We start from the raw sequence: 15,097 nt of genomic DNA on the forward strand, positions 1-15,097 counted from the left end.
GCGCACAGGCCTCTCGGTTATCGTCCCCGCCGGGGAGAGGGCCGAGTCGAGCCCATCGGACGCATCGGGGAGTAGGGGCTTTGGCTTTTCAAGCGGATTTCCAGCGAGATGGCATCGGGCTGCGCTCCGGCGGGCTCAAGATACTTCTGGTTGAAGATTCCCGGATGTTTTCCGCGGTGCTCTGTCACCGGTTCCAGACGGAGCTCGGCCTTGCCGTCAAATCCTGCCCGTCGCTGAAGGCTCTTCGCAAGGAACTTGCCGATGACGCTCACGGCTACACCATGGCCGTCGTCGATCTCAACCTGCCGGATTCGCCCTATGGCGAAGCGCTCGACTGCACGATCGAGCACGACATCCCGGCGATCGTCTTCACCGCGACATTCGATCTCAACACGCGCAACAAGATCATGGAGCGCAACGTCATCGATTACGTGCTGAAGGACAATGAATTCGCGCTCGACAATCTGGTCGCCACCGTCCGGCGGGCGATCTCCAACCGCAAGACGCGGGTGCTCGTCGTCGACGATGTCGTCTCGGCGCGCCAGGTGCTCGTCGACCTGCTGAAGGCACAGCAATATCTCGTCGTCGAGGCAAATTCGGGGCTCGAGGCGCTGGCGGCGCTTGAGGCCTACAGCGATATCGAACTCGTCGTCACCGACCACCATATGCCTGATATGAGCGGCTATGAGCTGACGCGGCGCATCCGCCATCGCTTCGGTTCGGACAGGCTGCGTGTCATCGGCGTTTCCTCCTCCAACGACCGCATGCTTTCGGCGAGTTTCCTCAAGGCCGGCGCCAGCGATTTCGTCTACCGGCCCTTCGTCGCCGAGGAGCTGCAATGCCGCATCGCCAACAATGCCGAAACGCTGGCGCAGATGCGGCAGCTGAGGGCAGCGGCGGCCTGCGACTACCTGACCGGTCTCTATAATCGCCGCTATTTCTACGACAACGGCCCGAAGCTGGTGAACGAGTGCCTGCGGCTGAAGGTGCCGAGCTCGGTCGCCATTCTCGATATCGACCATTTCAAGCGGCTGAACGATACCTATGGCCACGAGATCGGCGACAAGGTGTTGAAGGCTGTCGCAAACAGGCTGTTCACGATCTTCGAGGGCAGCGACAATCTTCTCTCGCGGCTCGGGGGCGAGGAATTCGCCATCCTCTTCCCGCAGATGGATTCGGCAGCCGCGACCAAGCTCTGTGACGAGATCCGCTCGGACATTTCGCGGCTGAAGGTCACGGCGGACGACGAGGAACTCGGCGTCACGATTTCGATCGGCATCGCCGAAATCGCCGGTTACGAAACCTTCGAGAACTACCTCAACGCCGCCGACCAGTTTCTCTACATGGCCAAACACAGGGGCCGCAACCAGGTCTATTCCGACGCCAAGATGACGGAAGAGGCGGCGCAGTAGCGCCTTCCGAGGCCGAGGCCAAGCCGCCGCCCTTTATGTCAGGCGGCGACGATCTTTTCGCGTCAGGCGAGGTCAGCTTTTTACTGTCTCAGGCGGCGGCCCGTCTTATTGTCTCAAGCGGCGACGGCCCGTCTTATTGTCTCAAGCGGCGACGGCCTGGCGAGCGGTCGCCATGGTCATCTTGCGCTCGGCGCGCTCCTGCTGCGGCGAGCGATGGTAGAGTTCGCGATAACACTTGGAGAAATGCGAGGCCGAGACGAAGCCGCAGGCGACGGCGACCTCGACGACCGGCATCGAGGACTGCACCAAGAGGTGGCGCGCACGGTCGAGGCGGATTTCCAGATAGTAGCGGGCCGGTGAGCGGCCCATCTCCTGGCGGAACAGCCGTTCGATCTGGCGGCGCGAGAGGCCGGCGCCATCGGCGATCTCGATCAGCGACAGCGGCTCGGCGAGATTGCCTTCCATCAGTTCGATGATCGACAGCACCTTGGCGTTCTGCACGCCGAGACGGGCGCGCAGCGGCAGACGCTGGCGGTCGTGAGGGTTGCGCACGCGGTCGGTCAGGTGCTGCTCGCAGATGCGGTTGACAAGGCTTTCGCCAAAGTCCTCGCCGACGAGGTTCAGCATCATGTCGAGCGAGGCGGTGCCACCGGCGCAGGTGTAGAGATTGCCGTCGATCTCGTAGAGATCTGCATAGACCTCCGCCTGGGGGAAGGCTTCCGAAAAGCCCGGGAGGTTTTCCCAGTGGATGGCGCAGCGCTTGCCGTTCAGGAGGCCGGCCTGGGCAAGCACATGTGCGCCCGTACAGAGGCTGCCGACGGCGACACCGCGATTATAGCATTCACGCAGCCAGGCATTGACCGACTTGTTGTTGAACTGCTCGACATCGATGCCGGAACAGACGAGCACCATGCCCGGCCGATTTTCGCCGCCGAGATGACGGCGCTCCTCGGCAAGCGAGGAATTTGCCTCGACGCCGATGCCGCAGGAAGAATAGACCTTTTCTCCATCGACGGAGGTCAGCCGCCAGGTATAGGCCTGATAGCCGAGCATGCGATTGGCGATGCGCAAGGTGTCCACGGCCGCCGAGAATGGCAGCATGGTGAATTGCGGTACCATAAAGAAGACTACTGAACGCTTCTTGATCTGCATCCTGTTCATAGCGAAATCCATGCTCGAGGGGCGATGACACATTCGTTGCGCGGAATGCGTCGCGCCGATGTCCTGAAAGCGACACTGGCATGGAAAAATGCGGCCGGGAAGAGCAAATATGCGACATCGCCGGCGATTTGGCCGATCAAACCGCCGGAATGACCGTGGGCAGGCAGAGGGCAGGCTAATAGGCGGCTGGAATTTAATGTTGAAAATGGCTTAGGATGGATGGTCAGACCACGAAAAAGGCGGCGTTACACGAGGCAGGCGCCGCCCTTATCTTGGGAGAAATGTCGCATTCATTACATGGCCCGGTGTTTGTTGTCGTCCGTGCTCGGCCAGCCGATGTCCTTGCGAATGTCGAAGGGCATGGCTTCGATTTCGCGGGCCGTCTGCCAGCGCGTCCAGGCGAGCACAAGCTTACGGGCATAATGTGCCAGGTCGAAGCGGCTTTCGCTGGAGGTGAGGGACTTACCACCACCGCGATAGGTGAGCGTGGTCATTTTCCGGTTCCTTTCTTGGGTCAGGGGCATGGTCGTCAATGGGAGGCTCGTCCATGTCCATGATCTCAATATGGGCTTTGAAAACTCATCATTCAAACGAATAGAACTTATGGATAACATCAGAGATATTGAATGATCATTGCGTGCCCGGCGGTCGATGGCGACACCATTGTCGTCTGTTCCTGACCTTAATCCCCGGGCTTTCCGCGCAGGGGGACAGCAAATCCGCAGCTGGGCATGATGCCGAAAACCGAGCGGCTTTCGGCTCTATTGTGTGATTTAAATCCGGGTTCAGATTTTTAGGCCGGCCGGCCGGCCGCAAATCATCCGCATCTAATGCGCAGCGGTCGGGGTGATGATGCCAAGACTGCCAAGCCCGGCGACGATCAGCTGAACTGCGACTGCGGTCAACAGAATGCCGAAGACGACCTCCGAGACGATCAGACTGGCGGGCTTCATGTGCTTGGCGAGTGCATCGATGTTGGTAAACACCACATAGTCCAACGCAGCGACGATCAGGATCAGGCCGATGACGAGTATCACGCTGGCAATCGAGACGACTTCGCCGGAGGCGATGATGACGACGGTGATGCCGACAGGATTGAGCAGGTAAGGGACCGCAAGCGGAAAGACGGCGATCTTTTCTGGATCGACGGGAAGCCCCGTTTCCTCATGCGGCTTCTCTGTCGGCCCTGATGCCATCTTGATCGCGATAAGCGCGAGGATGATACCGCCGGCGACGGCGACTGCGCCACCCGTGATATGGAGAAGCCGCATCAGCAAAGCGCCGGTGGCAAAAAGGATCAAGGCTGTGACTACTGCGACCAAAACCATCTTGCGGCCGATGCGCGCCTTGGTTTCGGCATCGAAGGCATGGGTCTTCTCCAGAAACGGCACCAGGGCGATCTTCGGCCCCAGGCCGACCAGAAGCAGCAGGAGAAGTTTTCCGACGAGTGCGGCATCGATGACTGTGAAATCCATGGAACGTACCCTCTAAAATTTGTGACCTGGAAATCGAGGTCCTCCCCACTCAGGGGAGGGCCGGCGACGAAGAGAACCAAGCGAGCTGGCAGTTTTCTGCCGGATCGCTCACAGCGGGCACACGTCCCAGAAGCCCGTCGTCTTGGCGGGCGAGGTGTAGTACCAGCATTGACCGGATTGCGGCGGCGTGCCTGCCAAGGACACGGCGGAAGCTCCGGCGACGAAGCCGATGGCAGCACCCGCGGCGATTGCCGTACCCGGGCGCCAGTAGCGGCGAGGGGTGACGACGACGACGCCGCGCCGGACAGGCGGGCGAACGACGGGGCGGGTGCTTCCGACTGCAGCGCATCCGCGCGGTCCGCAGGCCGCGGCACCGCAGCCTCTCGGGCCGCATGCCGCCACGCCACGACGGGCGGCTTCGGCCGTTACGGGAACGAGGACCGGCACGCAGACCGTCATCAGAACGGCAAGTGTCGCAAGCATGTGCGTAGGGATGACCAGGATCTTCATTTCATTTCCTCCCATTGCTCTCGTGTGTCGTTCATTTCGAAAATGCCGCCCTCAGGCCGGGTTTGCGACGGCGGCCGCGTTGTGTGCTGCGAGCGTCTGCTGGGCAGCGGCGGCAACGGCGTCGTCCTTGCCGCCGGAGACCTGGACTGTGGGCACAGCGAGCTTGATGCCGTTTTCGTGGAATGCCTCATGGATCATCCGCAAGGCCCGCCGCTTCAGCGTGAACTGCTGGCCGGGAAGCGTCATGACCTTCATCCGCAGGAGCAGACCGGAATCGCCAAGACTATCGATCCCCTGCATCTTCAGCGGCTCGAGCGTCGTCGGTTTGAACTCAGGGTCCTCGAACAGTTCCTGGCCAATCTTCTTGATGATCTTGCGGGCTTTCTCGATGTCGGAATCGTAGGTGACGGTGATCGTCATTTTCTCGATTACCCAGTCGCGGCTCATGTTCTGGACCGCGCCGAGCTCGCTGAAGGGGACGATGTAGACCGCGCCGCGGTGGTGCCTGAGCTTGACCGATCGCAAGCTGAAGGATTCAACGGTGCCCTTGTAGCTGCCGCTCTGGATATATTCGCCTATCCTGAAAGCGTCGTCGAGTAGGTAGAACATCCCGCTGATCACGTCCTTGACCACCGTCTGCGCGCCGAAGCCGATCGCGACGCCGACCACGCCGGCGCCGGCGATCAACGGGCCGATCTCCACGCCGAGCGACGATAGTGCCATCATGATAGCGATGGCGACGAACAGGATCATGAGGAAATTGCGAAGGATCGGCAGCAGGGTTCTGAGGCGCGTGCGCCGCCGCTCCCGTTCGCTGCCGACTTCGAGGACGGTCTCGGTGTCGTCGAGCTTGCGATCGATGAGGACCTTCACGACGCTCCAGGCGAGATCGACGATCAGGAGAATGATCCCGGCGCTGAGGAGGCCGCGCACGAGGCGCAGAAGTGGCGAATCCTGCATCGTCATCTCCGTGAGCCGGACCTCCAGGGCGTCCGCAAGCAGGACGATGGCTCCGACGATCAGCGCCGCCCTGATGCCGCGCTCCACAATCACCGACACGACGGTGCCTCTCTTGTGGCCGTCCCCTTCGTCCTCAGAAGAACGCAGGATATTGTCGACAGACGCCTTGGTGAGGGCGATGGCACCTGGCAATGCCGCGCAGATCACCGCAATCCAGAACAGCTTCATGGCTCCCATCACCCACAGCAGCCAGACGCTCGCGAAGTAAACCGTCCAGAGCCAGTTCCGCGCCCGCAGGCCGATGTGGGTGGTCTGGCCGGCCGTCAATCCGGACGGACGTCTCCAGACGGCTTCGATACCGATGATGAGGAGCACGAGGCCCAAGGCATAGGCCACGAGTTGCCGTGCCGGGACGGAAAAGCCGAGGGTGCCGAGCAGGCGGATGGTCACCCAGCCGAAGGCAAACCAGCCGACAAGATAGCCCAGGCGTTTCGCCCAGTGACCGGCGGCATCCTTTGCGATCGGTACGACACGAAAATGGCCCTCTTCCTCGGCCTGTGGTGCCAACAACACGTCGAAAAGAGCGCTCGCCAGACGGAAGACGACGATCGCGAAGAGGTAGCCGACGACGATCTCTCTGATAGCCGGCGGCCACTGGAACAGCAGGAAGAAGCCGATGCTGCCGAGGCCGAAGGAAAGGACGTAACACGCCGCCCACAGAAGCCTCGCTGCCAGTGCGATCAACCTTTCGCGAACCGTGGCAAAGGGCGCGCGCGCCATCCATGAGCGCCAGCCGGCGCTGATCCACCAGAACAGCCATTGTCCGGCCAGTCCGACAGCGACGAAGGCGGCGACCAGGAAGATCGGCCGCGTCCCGCCATTCGCCTGAATGTCCCGTTCGAGCACGGCCCCGCCGCGCATCGTCTCCAGGGGAAAGGACTGGACGGCCCCGAGAAGCCCGGAGGCGTGGGCCCGGAATCGCATCGCGAATTCCGAGAATGAAGGGTCGGCGTTCGGGGTTTCCAAGGGCGGCTCCGCCGCGGTCTTGGCTGCTTGCGACTGCTGCTGTAGGAAACGTTGGACATCAGGATCCGAGAACATCCCGATAAAGCGCTGGACGCTTTCCGGCTGTGGGCTCGCTGGCGTCACGCTCTGCGCCACAGCAATCGAGGCACAAAGGAGAACGGAAGCCACGGCAACCGCCGTGAGAAGTGGTTTAAATATGCGGATCTTGAAAAGTAATTGCATCGTCTATCCTGATCTCGATGAACCTATTTCGTCTGCCGGATCCTTCCGTCATTGCCTGCACGACTCTTTCGATCGGCCCGCGGCAGTGCATTCGGATGCTCGCGGCTGTGTACCCACGGGACCTGTAAGGCCGCTGACATGGCCGGCGTAATTGTCTCTGGTGTCGGCATCGATGACGGCTACCGGGGCGGCAAGGATCAGGCCGGCTGCGCCGCCCGCCGCTGCCGCCGTGCTCGTCGTTGCGGCAAGGATCTTGTCCCCAAGCCCGACCTTGCTGTCGGTCAGCGTCTGTCCGTCGGAAATCCGCGCCCCGATCAACTGAACGACCTCCGGCGATTCCGCGAACTTTCCGTGGTTCAGCTTGTCGCCCGCCTTGACCTTGGTGAGGTCGATCACCGTGATCTGGCTATCGGCCAGCTCCTTCTTGAAGGGAGATGCCTCGGGATCGATGGCGCCGAGTCTGGCGACGTCGCCCCATACCCTGCGGGATACCGCGAGCGCACGGTCGTCTCGTGAAACGAACAAGGTGAACTTCGGATGCTTCTTGCCCATGTCGACGATCTGTTGGCGGAAGACGTCGACATCCACGTCGGGCGAGGCCAGCATCACGTTCTCGAACTTGGCGGGGAGGCGGCCGTTGCGGATCGCCATCTGGCGAAGCGCTTCCAGCGCCAGCCAGTTCCCCATGGAATGCGCAAGGATCGAGACTTCCTTCACCTCTGGATCCCTCGCGAGATACTGGAAGAGCGTCTCCAATGCGTTTCGCGTGTAGTTGGTGCTCTCCCTGTCATAGCCATATGCGAGCAGACTGCCGCGCGACGGCCATGTCACCAACACGGGCGCGCTATGCACGCCGGAATCCTTCACGATCTGAGCGAAGCGATAGACGGAATCTTCGAAACGGTTGTTGAAGCCGTGGATGAACACCAGCACGCTGCGATCGCGGCTCTTCCTGACAGAGGCGCTCAGCCATTTCTTGGCGTCGTCGCGCGTGATCTCCTCGGCTTTCAAGGTCGCAAAGTCGGTGGCCGGGTTGGATGGAAGCCTTCTCGGCCAGGCGACTTCGCCGATCTTGCGGACGTTCTCAGGCGGGATGGATACGGTGATGTCGGCAAAGGCCGGGGCGAGTGCGCGCTCGCCTGTGAACATTTCGCCTTGGATCGTGGAGCGGCTGCGCGTCGTGGTCACGAGCATGCCGACCTTGGTGGCGTTCGGCACGCTGTCGGCAACTGGGACGAGGACGTTCTTCGGGTGGCCTCCGCATCCGGCCAATATGGAGAGCAACAGCAGAGCCGAGATGCATCTCAAACCCGGGGAAAGGCTTGGTTGAATTCGGCCGTCACGACATTTTGCTGTGCTCACTAGCGTTCCTCATAGCCCTGTCAAGTTTGTACGGGCCTCGACGCAGCACGCCGCGGCGGTCGAAGTCGGCACTGAGGTCAGACTATGCGAAGATGAGATGGCGTGCCCGTATGATCGGGTATGTTACGGTCGGGGAGACGGTATCAGCGAGGTTGCAGGTCGGAGGTGGTGGCAGTCGACGCAATTGCGTCGGGATCGGGCACAGTCATCCCCGCCTTGCGAAGTCCTTCGATCAGGCGGTCGCGATCTTCGGGCTGCATGTTGCGCATTGCAAGTTCCGTGACGATGTTTGGCAGGAAGTCGGGTCGCATGCTGACGAACACCTGTCCTTCCCGGCGGGCGTCGTCCATCATGCCAGCCTCTGCGTAGATGACGGCGGCGACAACATGGAAGAGAGGGAACTTTTGCATGTTCGCCTGCCTGATCTCCAGCACGGCAGTGTGGTTGTCGCTGAGCATATAGGCGGCCAGGGCTCGCGTTCCGTGGTAGAAGCCGCCGCTGCCTGGATTGAGGGCGATGGCCTGGTCCAGCAGGCTTGCTCCACGTTGCCACTGGCCAGCGATCGCAAGCCGGGTTCCGAACTCGCCCATCAGTTCGGTGTCATTAGGATTGGTGGCGAGCGCCTGCTCGCCCACACGAAGCGATTCAGCGAGCTGCCTGTCGAAGAACAACGCCGTCATCAGCGCTTGGAGCCCGCGCGTATTGTTCGGATCGATCTGGGTTGCGCGCCTGGCGGCATCGAGTGCACGCTGTATGGCTGTATCCTGGCCTGGTGTCGGATTGAACTTGTACCGGTCCTCATCGAGATAGACGATCGACAGCATTGCCCAGGCGGTCGCGTAGTTCGGAAACCGCGCGAGCGCGGCCTCAAGGCAATCTCGGACGCGCGCATGCGCTTCGGCGCTCAGTTCCGAACGATAGGCATAGAAGCGCAAAGTGCACTCATACGCGCCGAGGTCATCCGGCGGCGGACTGGCGGAGTCGATCTGTGCCATGACCCCGTAGGGCTGGGCGATGGCGGTTGCGACCTTTCTGGCGACATCCGTCTGGATCGCAAACAGGTCTCCCGATGCGAGATCGTTGTCATAGTTCTCCGACCAGAGGATTTCGCCGTCCGACGTATCGAGCAGCCTCGCCGTCACTCGAAGACGCTTGCCCGACGTGCGTACCCCGCCGGCAAGGAGATAGCGTGCGCCGAATTCGGCTCGGATCTCCGATGCGCCCACATCCGCGGGGAGGGACTTGGACGTTTCGCGGCCGAAGACCTTGATCTCCTTGAACCGTGGCAGGATGGTCATCAGTTCCTCGGTCAGGCCGGCTGTGTACAGCTGCGCCTCCGCCCCTTCGCCGAGATTGGCAAACGGGGCCACTACGAGGGCCGGCCGATCGGGCGACAGGCTTGCAACGCGTTCGAGCGACGGAGCGGGAGACGGCGCCCCGATCCAATAGAGCGAAATAGCCACTGCAGCGAGCGCAGCAGCACCCGGCCACAAGACCCTTCTTGCGCGCCACCAGCGTCCGGAACGGACCTCAGAGCCCGATGTTTCGCCAGCGTCTTCGCCTCCAATGTCGACTAACGCCGGACAGGACCAGGTGAAGGTTGGAACATATCCCCCTTTGGGAATGTCGATCCTGACCGGATCTTGCTGCCCGGCGACGAGATAATAACGCTCGAGCGAGCGCCGCAGCCGTCCGGCCTCGATCCTGACCACCGGGTCGTCCTGGGTGAAGCCGGGATCCCGGCCGAATACCTCGATTGCGATCGAATAGGCTTTGATCCGGTTGCCCCGGCCCTCGAGGGTTTCCGAGACGACATAGCGGAGAAACGTGGCTGCGCGACCGACGCGTGGAAATTCAGGGCTGGAGACGACACGTTCCAGCTGCTCCCTGATCTCGTCGGCTTGAGGCGCCAGCCCTGAAGAAATGAGCGCTGCAGACCCCTCTGCTGGTATCCACGTCTGCATGTCTGCCCCAATCCCCCCGTTGAGTCACATCACTGCCAGACCGTATGTTACGGTAACATACTCCACGAACTGATCGTCGTCCACGAAGATTGAGCCGGGCACACGTTACAGAGGCAGCGTTCCAAATGCCGTTAAGGAGTGGACCATGGACGAAGGCGTGACCGCAGTCCGTCGGCAGTTTCCAGCCAGGATCAAGGCGATCGACGATCTTTCTGCCCGCAGTGAGGATTTTCGGGAAATCTGCAGGGACTTTGCCGACGCCCAATCGGCGCTGCAGAAATGGAACGTCTCGACCGATCTGAAACGCGACGAGCGCGTCGTCGAATACCAGGAACTCATCGCCGAACTCTCCAAGGAGATAGAGGGCGCGCTTGACGCCTCGATACCGCCAACCGCTCGCTGATGCGTGCGACCAGGCCGGCGGCAAGCCATCGCAAGGCGTATGTTACGGTTACCTACTTGCGTTCCATCGCCCGGTAACGACCATCGCGACAAATGTCCGGCGCTGAAACTTTGCGCTTCCACGAAACGAAACGCCTCCGAAGGATATTGCTGTGGTTTCCGAAAACTTGGACGAGCCTGCCATTTCCCCAACGCCTCGGAATCCCCTCCGCAGGATAGCACTCATTATCGTCCTTTTGGCGCTCGCCCTGTTCGCTTTCTCCATCTTCATGGAGCGGCGCACGCCGTCGACCTCGCAGGCTCAAGTCCAAGCCTATATCGTGGGCATCGCGCCCGAAGTCACCGGCCGGGTGGTGGAAGTCGGCGTCACCGACAACTCGCGCGTCGAGGCCAACCAGCTTCTCTTTCGTATCGATCCCGAGCGCTACGAACTCGCGGTCAGCGAGGCCGAGGCGAGCCTTGCAAGTGTCGGCCAGTCGATGGGCGCGTCAACGGCTGCTGTCGATGCGGCGCAGGCAAAGCTCGTAACGGCCCAGGTCGATCGCGACAATCTTCGCGAACAATCTGCGCGCGCCGCAGAGCTGGAAAAGAGGGGCGTGTATTCCAAAGCGCGGGCTGATTCAACCAGATCGGCTTTCGGTCAGTCAGAGGCGGCCGTCATCGGTGCTGAGGCTGAGCTGGCCAAGGCCAAGGAGCAGCTCGGGCCGAGCGGAAATGACAATCCGCAGCTCCGGGCAGCTCTGGCAGCGCTCGAAAAGGCACGACTCGATCTGGTGCGGACCACCGTTCAGGCACCTTCGGCCGGGGTCGTGACCAACCTCCAACTTACAATCGGTAAGGTCGTGTCCGCTGGACAGTCAGCCATGACCTTTATCGATGTCGGAACGATCTGGATCACAGCCGCCTTCAAGGAGAACAGCCTCGAGAAGGTAGCAGTCGGCAACCGGGCGGAAGTCCTTTTCGACGCGCTTCCCGGCCGGTTGTTTCCGGCCCAAGTCGAGAGCGTTGGTTTCGGAGTATCGCAAGGCAGCACGGACCCGAACACCGGATTGCCGACGATCCGGAGCGATAGCGGCTGGGTCCAGGAGCCGCAGCGGTTTCCGGTCCGGCTCATCATCGAGGAGGCGCAGAGGCCCAAGGGCGGCGTACGCTACGGATCGCAGGCGACCGTCGTCATCTACACCGGCGACAACCCGGTCACCAATGCCTGGGGATCGCTCTGGATCCGCATCATGTCGGTGCTGACCTATGTCCGCTGAGACGAGCCCCGCGGTCGAGGAGCAGAAACGCAAGGGGCTGCGGGTTGCGTTCGCGGTCTCGATCGGCTTCACGCTCGCAGTCTATGCGGGGGCCATCGTGCCCTTCCTGGGTCCGCTCTTTGCCGCCCAGTTTCTGCTCGGAAGTTCGCGGCCCATGCCGCTCGGCAAGACCATCGGCGCGGCGATGGTCATGCTGATCGCCGGGATCGCGATGATGGTTCTGACCGACGTCCTCGGCGAGCGTCCCGCACCCTTCCTTCTCATCCTGGGGCTGACCTATTTCGCGTGCTTCGCCGCACAGTCGACGGGAAAGGGAGGACCGGCCGTCTTTCTCGTGCTCGTCGTCGCGATTATCGTGCCTCTGCTCGGCATCCTCAACAAGGAACTCGCCAACTCCATCCTGTCCATTCTGGTCACCGGCGTGTTGTCGGGCACGGTTCTGATGTGGTTTGCCCATGCGATCTTTCCCGAGCCGTTCTCCCAACATATCGAGGCGGCGCCGATCGAGGAGCGGCCGCCGGCCTTGGGTCGGGCACTGGCCAACACGGTCATCCTTCTGGGCTCCGTCGTGATCTGCCTGACGAGCGACAACCTGACCGCTGCGGCGGTCATTCCGATCACCGTTGCGTCGCTGCTCGGGCAGCTCGACGTTGCCGCAAGCGCGCGGGCGGCGATCGGGCTCGTGCTCGTCAACCTGTTCGGCGGCGTGCTCGCCTCCGTTGCCTATGCCGCGCTATCGCTGCGCCCCAATCTTTTCTCGATCTTCCTCATCGTTCTCGTCGTCGTCCTCCTCATCGGAGGGCGCGCGGCCGCCCGCTCGAAGGATGCGCCGGTATTTGCCGGCGCCCTTACGACCTTCCTGATCCTGTTCGGCCTCGGGGTTTCGCCTTTGCCGGGGAGTGCTGCAGAATCCTTCGCCACCCGCATCGTCTATGTCGCAGCAGCCTTGATCTACGCGCTGCTGTTTGCCGTCATCCTGTGGCCGCGGACGGGGGAAAAAAAGAGGATATCGGCATGATTCAGGCGTTCTCTGAGAGCACGTTGTCTTGAAGGCGTCGGCTGCCTTGAGCCGCGCGATGTTTTTGGCGTTAGCTGCTTCGGCGGCTTCAGTTGACGCCACTGAGAGAACCGAAGACTTCATCAATGTCCGCAAGCACTGCGAACTCGCCCATCTGTGGAAGGATCCACCCGACCCCAAGGGCTTCAGCGAATGCATGAAAGAACGGCGCTATCGCCTCCATCTCTCGGCGACCTGCCAGACCGGGAGCCGCAGGGCGCAGTGCTACGACCTGCAGCGCTGACTGCCGATGCGTTAGCATCAGCTCTTTGCTTTCAACCTGGCACAGAGGAACTGCCGCTGGTTACCAAGACGCTCATTGTTCCCTCCTTTGGGAAGGCTACCCATCAGGTTGCAGCCTGGATACATTCCGGCTGCGGTAGTCGTTGCGTTGCACGAGCATTGCGAGCGTACGATTGGAGAATGCGGCATTTCCGGTCACTTCCGGCCCGAGCCACGGCGGGCAGGGAGGTTGGTCGCTTTCGTCGGCAAGCTCGATTTCTGCGACAACCAATCCGTCGTGGACGCCACTGTAGACGTCCACCTCCCAAAGGCAGCCACGATGGTTCACCTCATAGCGGGTCTTCTCCACCACACTTGTTGCAAAAGTGATCATTTCGAGGGCATCGAGATACGGAATTTCATATTCGAACTCCTCGCGGCGCAGGCGCCCGGTCCGGAGTTTAATCGTCAGGACGCCGCGTGCGTTATCGATGATCCTGACCCGCACGAAGCGGTTTTTCCTAACCAGCAGGTAGCCCTGGCAGAATGCGGCTCCTTTGGAGGCGTGATCCTGCCAGCTACCGTTTACGACGAGGAATTTTCGCTCAATCTCTGCGGTCATCTTGCCCTCCTTTGTCGTTCCGAACGACGACGAACCTGGATGGCGATGCTTGACGGACTTCCCACCAGGCTCCGCTGTCCGAACTTTAATATCGAGTAGGCAGGGATGCAGCCTCCCTGCCGCTGGATCGGGCCGTCGATTGCTGCATGCGGATCCATGACACCCGGAAGGGAAGGTTGCTAGGGCTTTAGGTCGCGAGCTTGTCCCGACGCCCTGAGCTCCTTAAGTGTTTTACCCAAACAACTTCCGCCGATTGGTTCACCTAACGCTTTAGCGGTCCCGCCGATCGATATCGTTCCCGCAAGCTTGCTCGGATTGATGTAGGTGGCCATACCGTCCGCATCCAATCTCGTGAAGTAGAAGGCTTGGTGCAGGCCTTTATATTCACAGGTTATAACTATCGGAAATTGTTCGAACGGCTCGGCCGCATGCGCTTGCGAAACGGATATGCTCGCCAAGAGAAGAATGCAGCCAATGGCGACAGATAGCGCACGGACAGTTGGATAAATCATCACACACTCCTGTTGATTGAAACCATCACCGCGTCGGATAGCCGGCGCTGTTCCAGTGCGGTGTTCGTCCCACGCGGCCCCGATCATCGCATGTTGTCGGCGATCACATCCGGCACCATATGCCGGACGCTCCTGTCTTCGACATAGCCGCCGGGCCGCTTCTGACGTTTTCCGAGGTCCGGTGCGTCGAACTTCACCTTTTCGTACGGAATCGACTTCAGGATGTGCGAGATGCAGTTGATGCGCGCGCGCTTCTTGTCGTCCGACGGCACGATCCACCATGGGGCGTGCTGGCGGTCCGTCGCCCGGATCATTTCGTCGTAAGCAACCGTGTAGTCCCACCACCGTTGGTACGACTCGACATCCATCGGGCTGAGCTTCCACTGCCGCAGCGGATCGTCGATCCGCCGTCTGAAGCGGCGATCCTGTTCCTCCTCGCCGACCGTCAGGAAGTACTTCAGCAGGGTGATGCCGCTTTCGACGATCGAGGCCTCGAAACCGGGAGCCAGCTCGAGAAAGCGCCGGGCCTTTTTCTCGGAGCAGAATCCCATTACGCGGTCGACGCCGGGGCGATTGTACCAACTGCGATCGAATATGACGATTTCGCCCGCGGCGGGCATATGCGCGATGTAGCGTTGCATATACATTTGCGTCTTTTCGCGATCGGTCGGAGCCGGCAACGCGATGACGCGAAAGACCCGTGGACTGACGCGCTCGGTAATTCGCTTGATCATCCCGCCTTTGCCGGCAGCATCCCGACCCTCGAAGATGATCACGATGCGAGCGCCGGATTTCTTCACCCAGGCCTGCAGATGCGCGAGCTCGACCTGAAGCTTTACGATTTCCTTGTCGTAGTTCCAGGACTTCTTGCCTTTCTTTTCGTCTACTTCTGTGTCGTCGTCCTGCCGTTTGTTCATCACTTCCTCCATGT

Annotated in this window: 15 protein-coding genes; 5 read left to right on the forward strand and 10 right to left on the reverse strand. The window is 61.1% G+C overall.

Annotated elements, in window-relative coordinates; genetic code table 11:
- Nucleotides 1-80 precede the first annotated feature (80 nt).
- Nucleotides 81-1,412: a diguanylate cyclase gene (locus tag OLZ32_RS00745; protein WP_003540608.1), complete on the forward strand. Its 1,332-nt coding sequence runs from the start codon at nucleotides 81-83 to the stop codon at nucleotides 1,410-1,412.
- A 141-nt stretch (nucleotides 1,413-1,553) separates the two neighbouring features.
- Here OLZ32_RS00745 and OLZ32_RS39310 read toward each other — a convergent pair whose 3' ends face one another.
- From OLZ32_RS39310 to OLZ32_RS00790, 7 genes are all read right to left on the reverse strand, one after another.
- Nucleotides 1,554-2,573 (reverse strand): GlxA family transcriptional regulator, encoded by a 1,020-nt coding sequence (locus OLZ32_RS39310; RefSeq protein ID WP_003540607.1) that lies wholly within the window; start codon nucleotides 2,571-2,573, stop codon nucleotides 1,554-1,556.
- A 293-nt stretch (nucleotides 2,574-2,866) separates the two neighbouring features.
- Nucleotides 2,867-3,067: a hypothetical protein gene (locus OLZ32_RS00765; RefSeq protein ID WP_264395296.1), complete on the reverse strand. Its 201-nt coding sequence runs from the start codon at nucleotides 3,065-3,067 to the stop codon at nucleotides 2,867-2,869.
- A gap of 333 nt (nucleotides 3,068-3,400) precedes the next feature.
- On the reverse strand, nucleotides 3,401-4,048 hold the full coding sequence (locus tag OLZ32_RS00770; RefSeq protein WP_264395297.1) for a MarC family protein: 648 nt from the start codon (nucleotides 4,046-4,048) through the stop codon (nucleotides 3,401-3,403).
- 108 nt (nucleotides 4,049-4,156) lie between these two features.
- Nucleotides 4,157-4,558: a hypothetical protein gene (locus tag OLZ32_RS00775; RefSeq protein WP_264395298.1), complete on the reverse strand. Its 402-nt coding sequence runs from the start codon at nucleotides 4,556-4,558 to the stop codon at nucleotides 4,157-4,159.
- 51 nt (nucleotides 4,559-4,609) lie between these two features.
- Entirely contained in the window at nucleotides 4,610-6,766 is a 2,157-nt protein-coding gene (locus tag OLZ32_RS00780; protein WP_017988639.1) for a mechanosensitive ion channel family protein, read from the reverse strand.
- Nucleotides 6,767-6,814: 48 nt separating this feature from the next.
- The gene (locus tag OLZ32_RS00785) at nucleotides 6,815-8,128 is read right to left on the reverse strand and encodes an alpha/beta hydrolase (protein WP_026159923.1); all 1,314 of its coding nucleotides are present in this window, start codon (nucleotides 8,126-8,128) and stop codon (nucleotides 6,815-6,817) included.
- 143 nt (nucleotides 8,129-8,271) lie between these two features.
- Complete coding sequence (locus tag OLZ32_RS00790; protein WP_017988637.1) at nucleotides 8,272-10,092, reverse strand: adenylate cyclase; 1,821 nt, start codon at nucleotides 10,090-10,092, stop codon at nucleotides 8,272-8,274.
- Between the two features lie 145 nt (nucleotides 10,093-10,237).
- On the opposite strand from OLZ32_RS00790, the gene OLZ32_RS00795 reads away from it, so the two are divergent.
- The 4 genes from OLZ32_RS00795 to OLZ32_RS00810 all read left to right on the forward strand — a co-directional run bounded on the left by OLZ32_RS00795 (nucleotide 10,238) and on the right by OLZ32_RS00810 (nucleotide 13,054).
- Nucleotides 10,238-10,495: a hypothetical protein gene (locus OLZ32_RS00795; protein WP_003540598.1), complete on the forward strand. Its 258-nt coding sequence runs from the start codon at nucleotides 10,238-10,240 to the stop codon at nucleotides 10,493-10,495.
- A gap of 151 nt (nucleotides 10,496-10,646) precedes the next feature.
- On the forward strand, nucleotides 10,647-11,753 hold the full coding sequence (locus tag OLZ32_RS00800; RefSeq protein WP_003540597.1) for an HlyD family secretion protein: 1,107 nt from the start codon (nucleotides 10,647-10,649) through the stop codon (nucleotides 11,751-11,753).
- Nucleotides 11,743-12,771, forward strand: a complete 1,029-nt coding sequence (locus OLZ32_RS00805) for a DUF2955 domain-containing protein (RefSeq protein WP_017988636.1) — start codon at nucleotides 11,743-11,745, stop codon at nucleotides 12,769-12,771. Before OLZ32_RS00800 ends, OLZ32_RS00805 begins: the two co-directional genes overlap by 11 nt.
- Before the next feature lie 46 nt (nucleotides 12,772-12,817).
- Nucleotides 12,818-13,054, forward strand: coding sequence for a hypothetical protein (locus OLZ32_RS00810; RefSeq protein ID WP_245271942.1), 237 nt, complete (start codon nucleotides 12,818-12,820; stop codon nucleotides 13,052-13,054).
- Nucleotides 13,055-13,150: 96 nt separating this feature from the next.
- Here the strand turns inward: OLZ32_RS00810 and OLZ32_RS00815 are convergent, their stop codons facing one another.
- The 3 genes from OLZ32_RS00815 to ppk2 form a co-directional block, all read right to left on the reverse strand.
- A complete protein-coding gene (locus OLZ32_RS00815) occupies nucleotides 13,151-13,654 on the reverse strand; it encodes a CYTH domain-containing protein (RefSeq protein WP_026159922.1) in 504 nt (167 codons plus the stop codon).
- 179 nt (nucleotides 13,655-13,833) lie between these two features.
- Nucleotides 13,834-14,166, reverse strand: a complete 333-nt coding sequence (locus tag OLZ32_RS00820; RefSeq protein WP_003540589.1) for a hypothetical protein — start codon at nucleotides 14,164-14,166, stop codon at nucleotides 13,834-13,836.
- An 83-nt stretch (nucleotides 14,167-14,249) separates the two neighbouring features.
- Nucleotides 14,250-15,095, reverse strand: a complete 846-nt coding sequence (ppk2, locus tag OLZ32_RS00825) for a polyphosphate kinase 2 (protein ID WP_017988634.1) — start codon at nucleotides 15,093-15,095, stop codon at nucleotides 14,250-14,252.
- Between the last annotated feature and the right edge of the window lie 2 nt (nucleotides 15,096-15,097).

Source organism: Rhizobium acaciae (genome assembly GCF_025941625.1).
Lineage (GTDB): Bacteria > Pseudomonadota > Alphaproteobacteria > Rhizobiales > Rhizobiaceae > Rhizobium > Rhizobium acaciae.

Bases quoted from the DNA above. Each gene is read 5' to 3' on its own strand.
- OLZ32_RS39310 (WP_003540607.1), bottom strand. From the start codon at position 2,573: ATGAACAGGATGCAGATCAAGAAGCGTTCAGTAGTCTTCTTTATGGTA.
- OLZ32_RS00765 (WP_264395296.1), bottom strand. From the start codon at position 3,067: ATGACCACGCTCACCTATCGCGGTGGTGGTAAGTCCCTCACCTCCAGC.
- OLZ32_RS00770 (WP_264395297.1), bottom strand. From the start codon at position 4,048: ATGGATTTCACAGTCATCGATGCCGCACTCGTCGGAAAACTTCTCCTG.
- OLZ32_RS00775 (WP_264395298.1), bottom strand. From the start codon at position 4,558: ATGAAGATCCTGGTCATCCCTACGCACATGCTTGCGACACTTGCCGTT.
- OLZ32_RS00780 (WP_017988639.1), bottom strand. From the start codon at position 6,766: ATGCAATTACTTTTCAAGATCCGCATATTTAAACCACTTCTCACGGCG.
- OLZ32_RS00790 (WP_017988637.1), bottom strand. From the start codon at position 10,092: ATGCAGACGTGGATACCAGCAGAGGGGTCTGCAGCGCTCATTTCTTCA.
- OLZ32_RS00795 (WP_003540598.1), top strand. From the start codon at position 10,238: ATGGACGAAGGCGTGACCGCAGTCCGTCGGCAGTTTCCAGCCAGGATC.
- OLZ32_RS00805 (WP_017988636.1), top strand. From the start codon at position 11,743: ATGTCCGCTGAGACGAGCCCCGCGGTCGAGGAGCAGAAACGCAAGGGG.
- OLZ32_RS00815 (WP_026159922.1), bottom strand. From the start codon at position 13,654: ATGACCGCAGAGATTGAGCGAAAATTCCTCGTCGTAAACGGTAGCTGG.
- OLZ32_RS00820 (WP_003540589.1), bottom strand. From the start codon at position 14,166: ATGATTTATCCAACTGTCCGTGCGCTATCTGTCGCCATTGGCTGCATT.
- ppk2 (WP_017988634.1), bottom strand. From the start codon at position 15,095: ATGGAGGAAGTGATGAACAAACGGCAGGACGACGACACAGAAGTAGAC.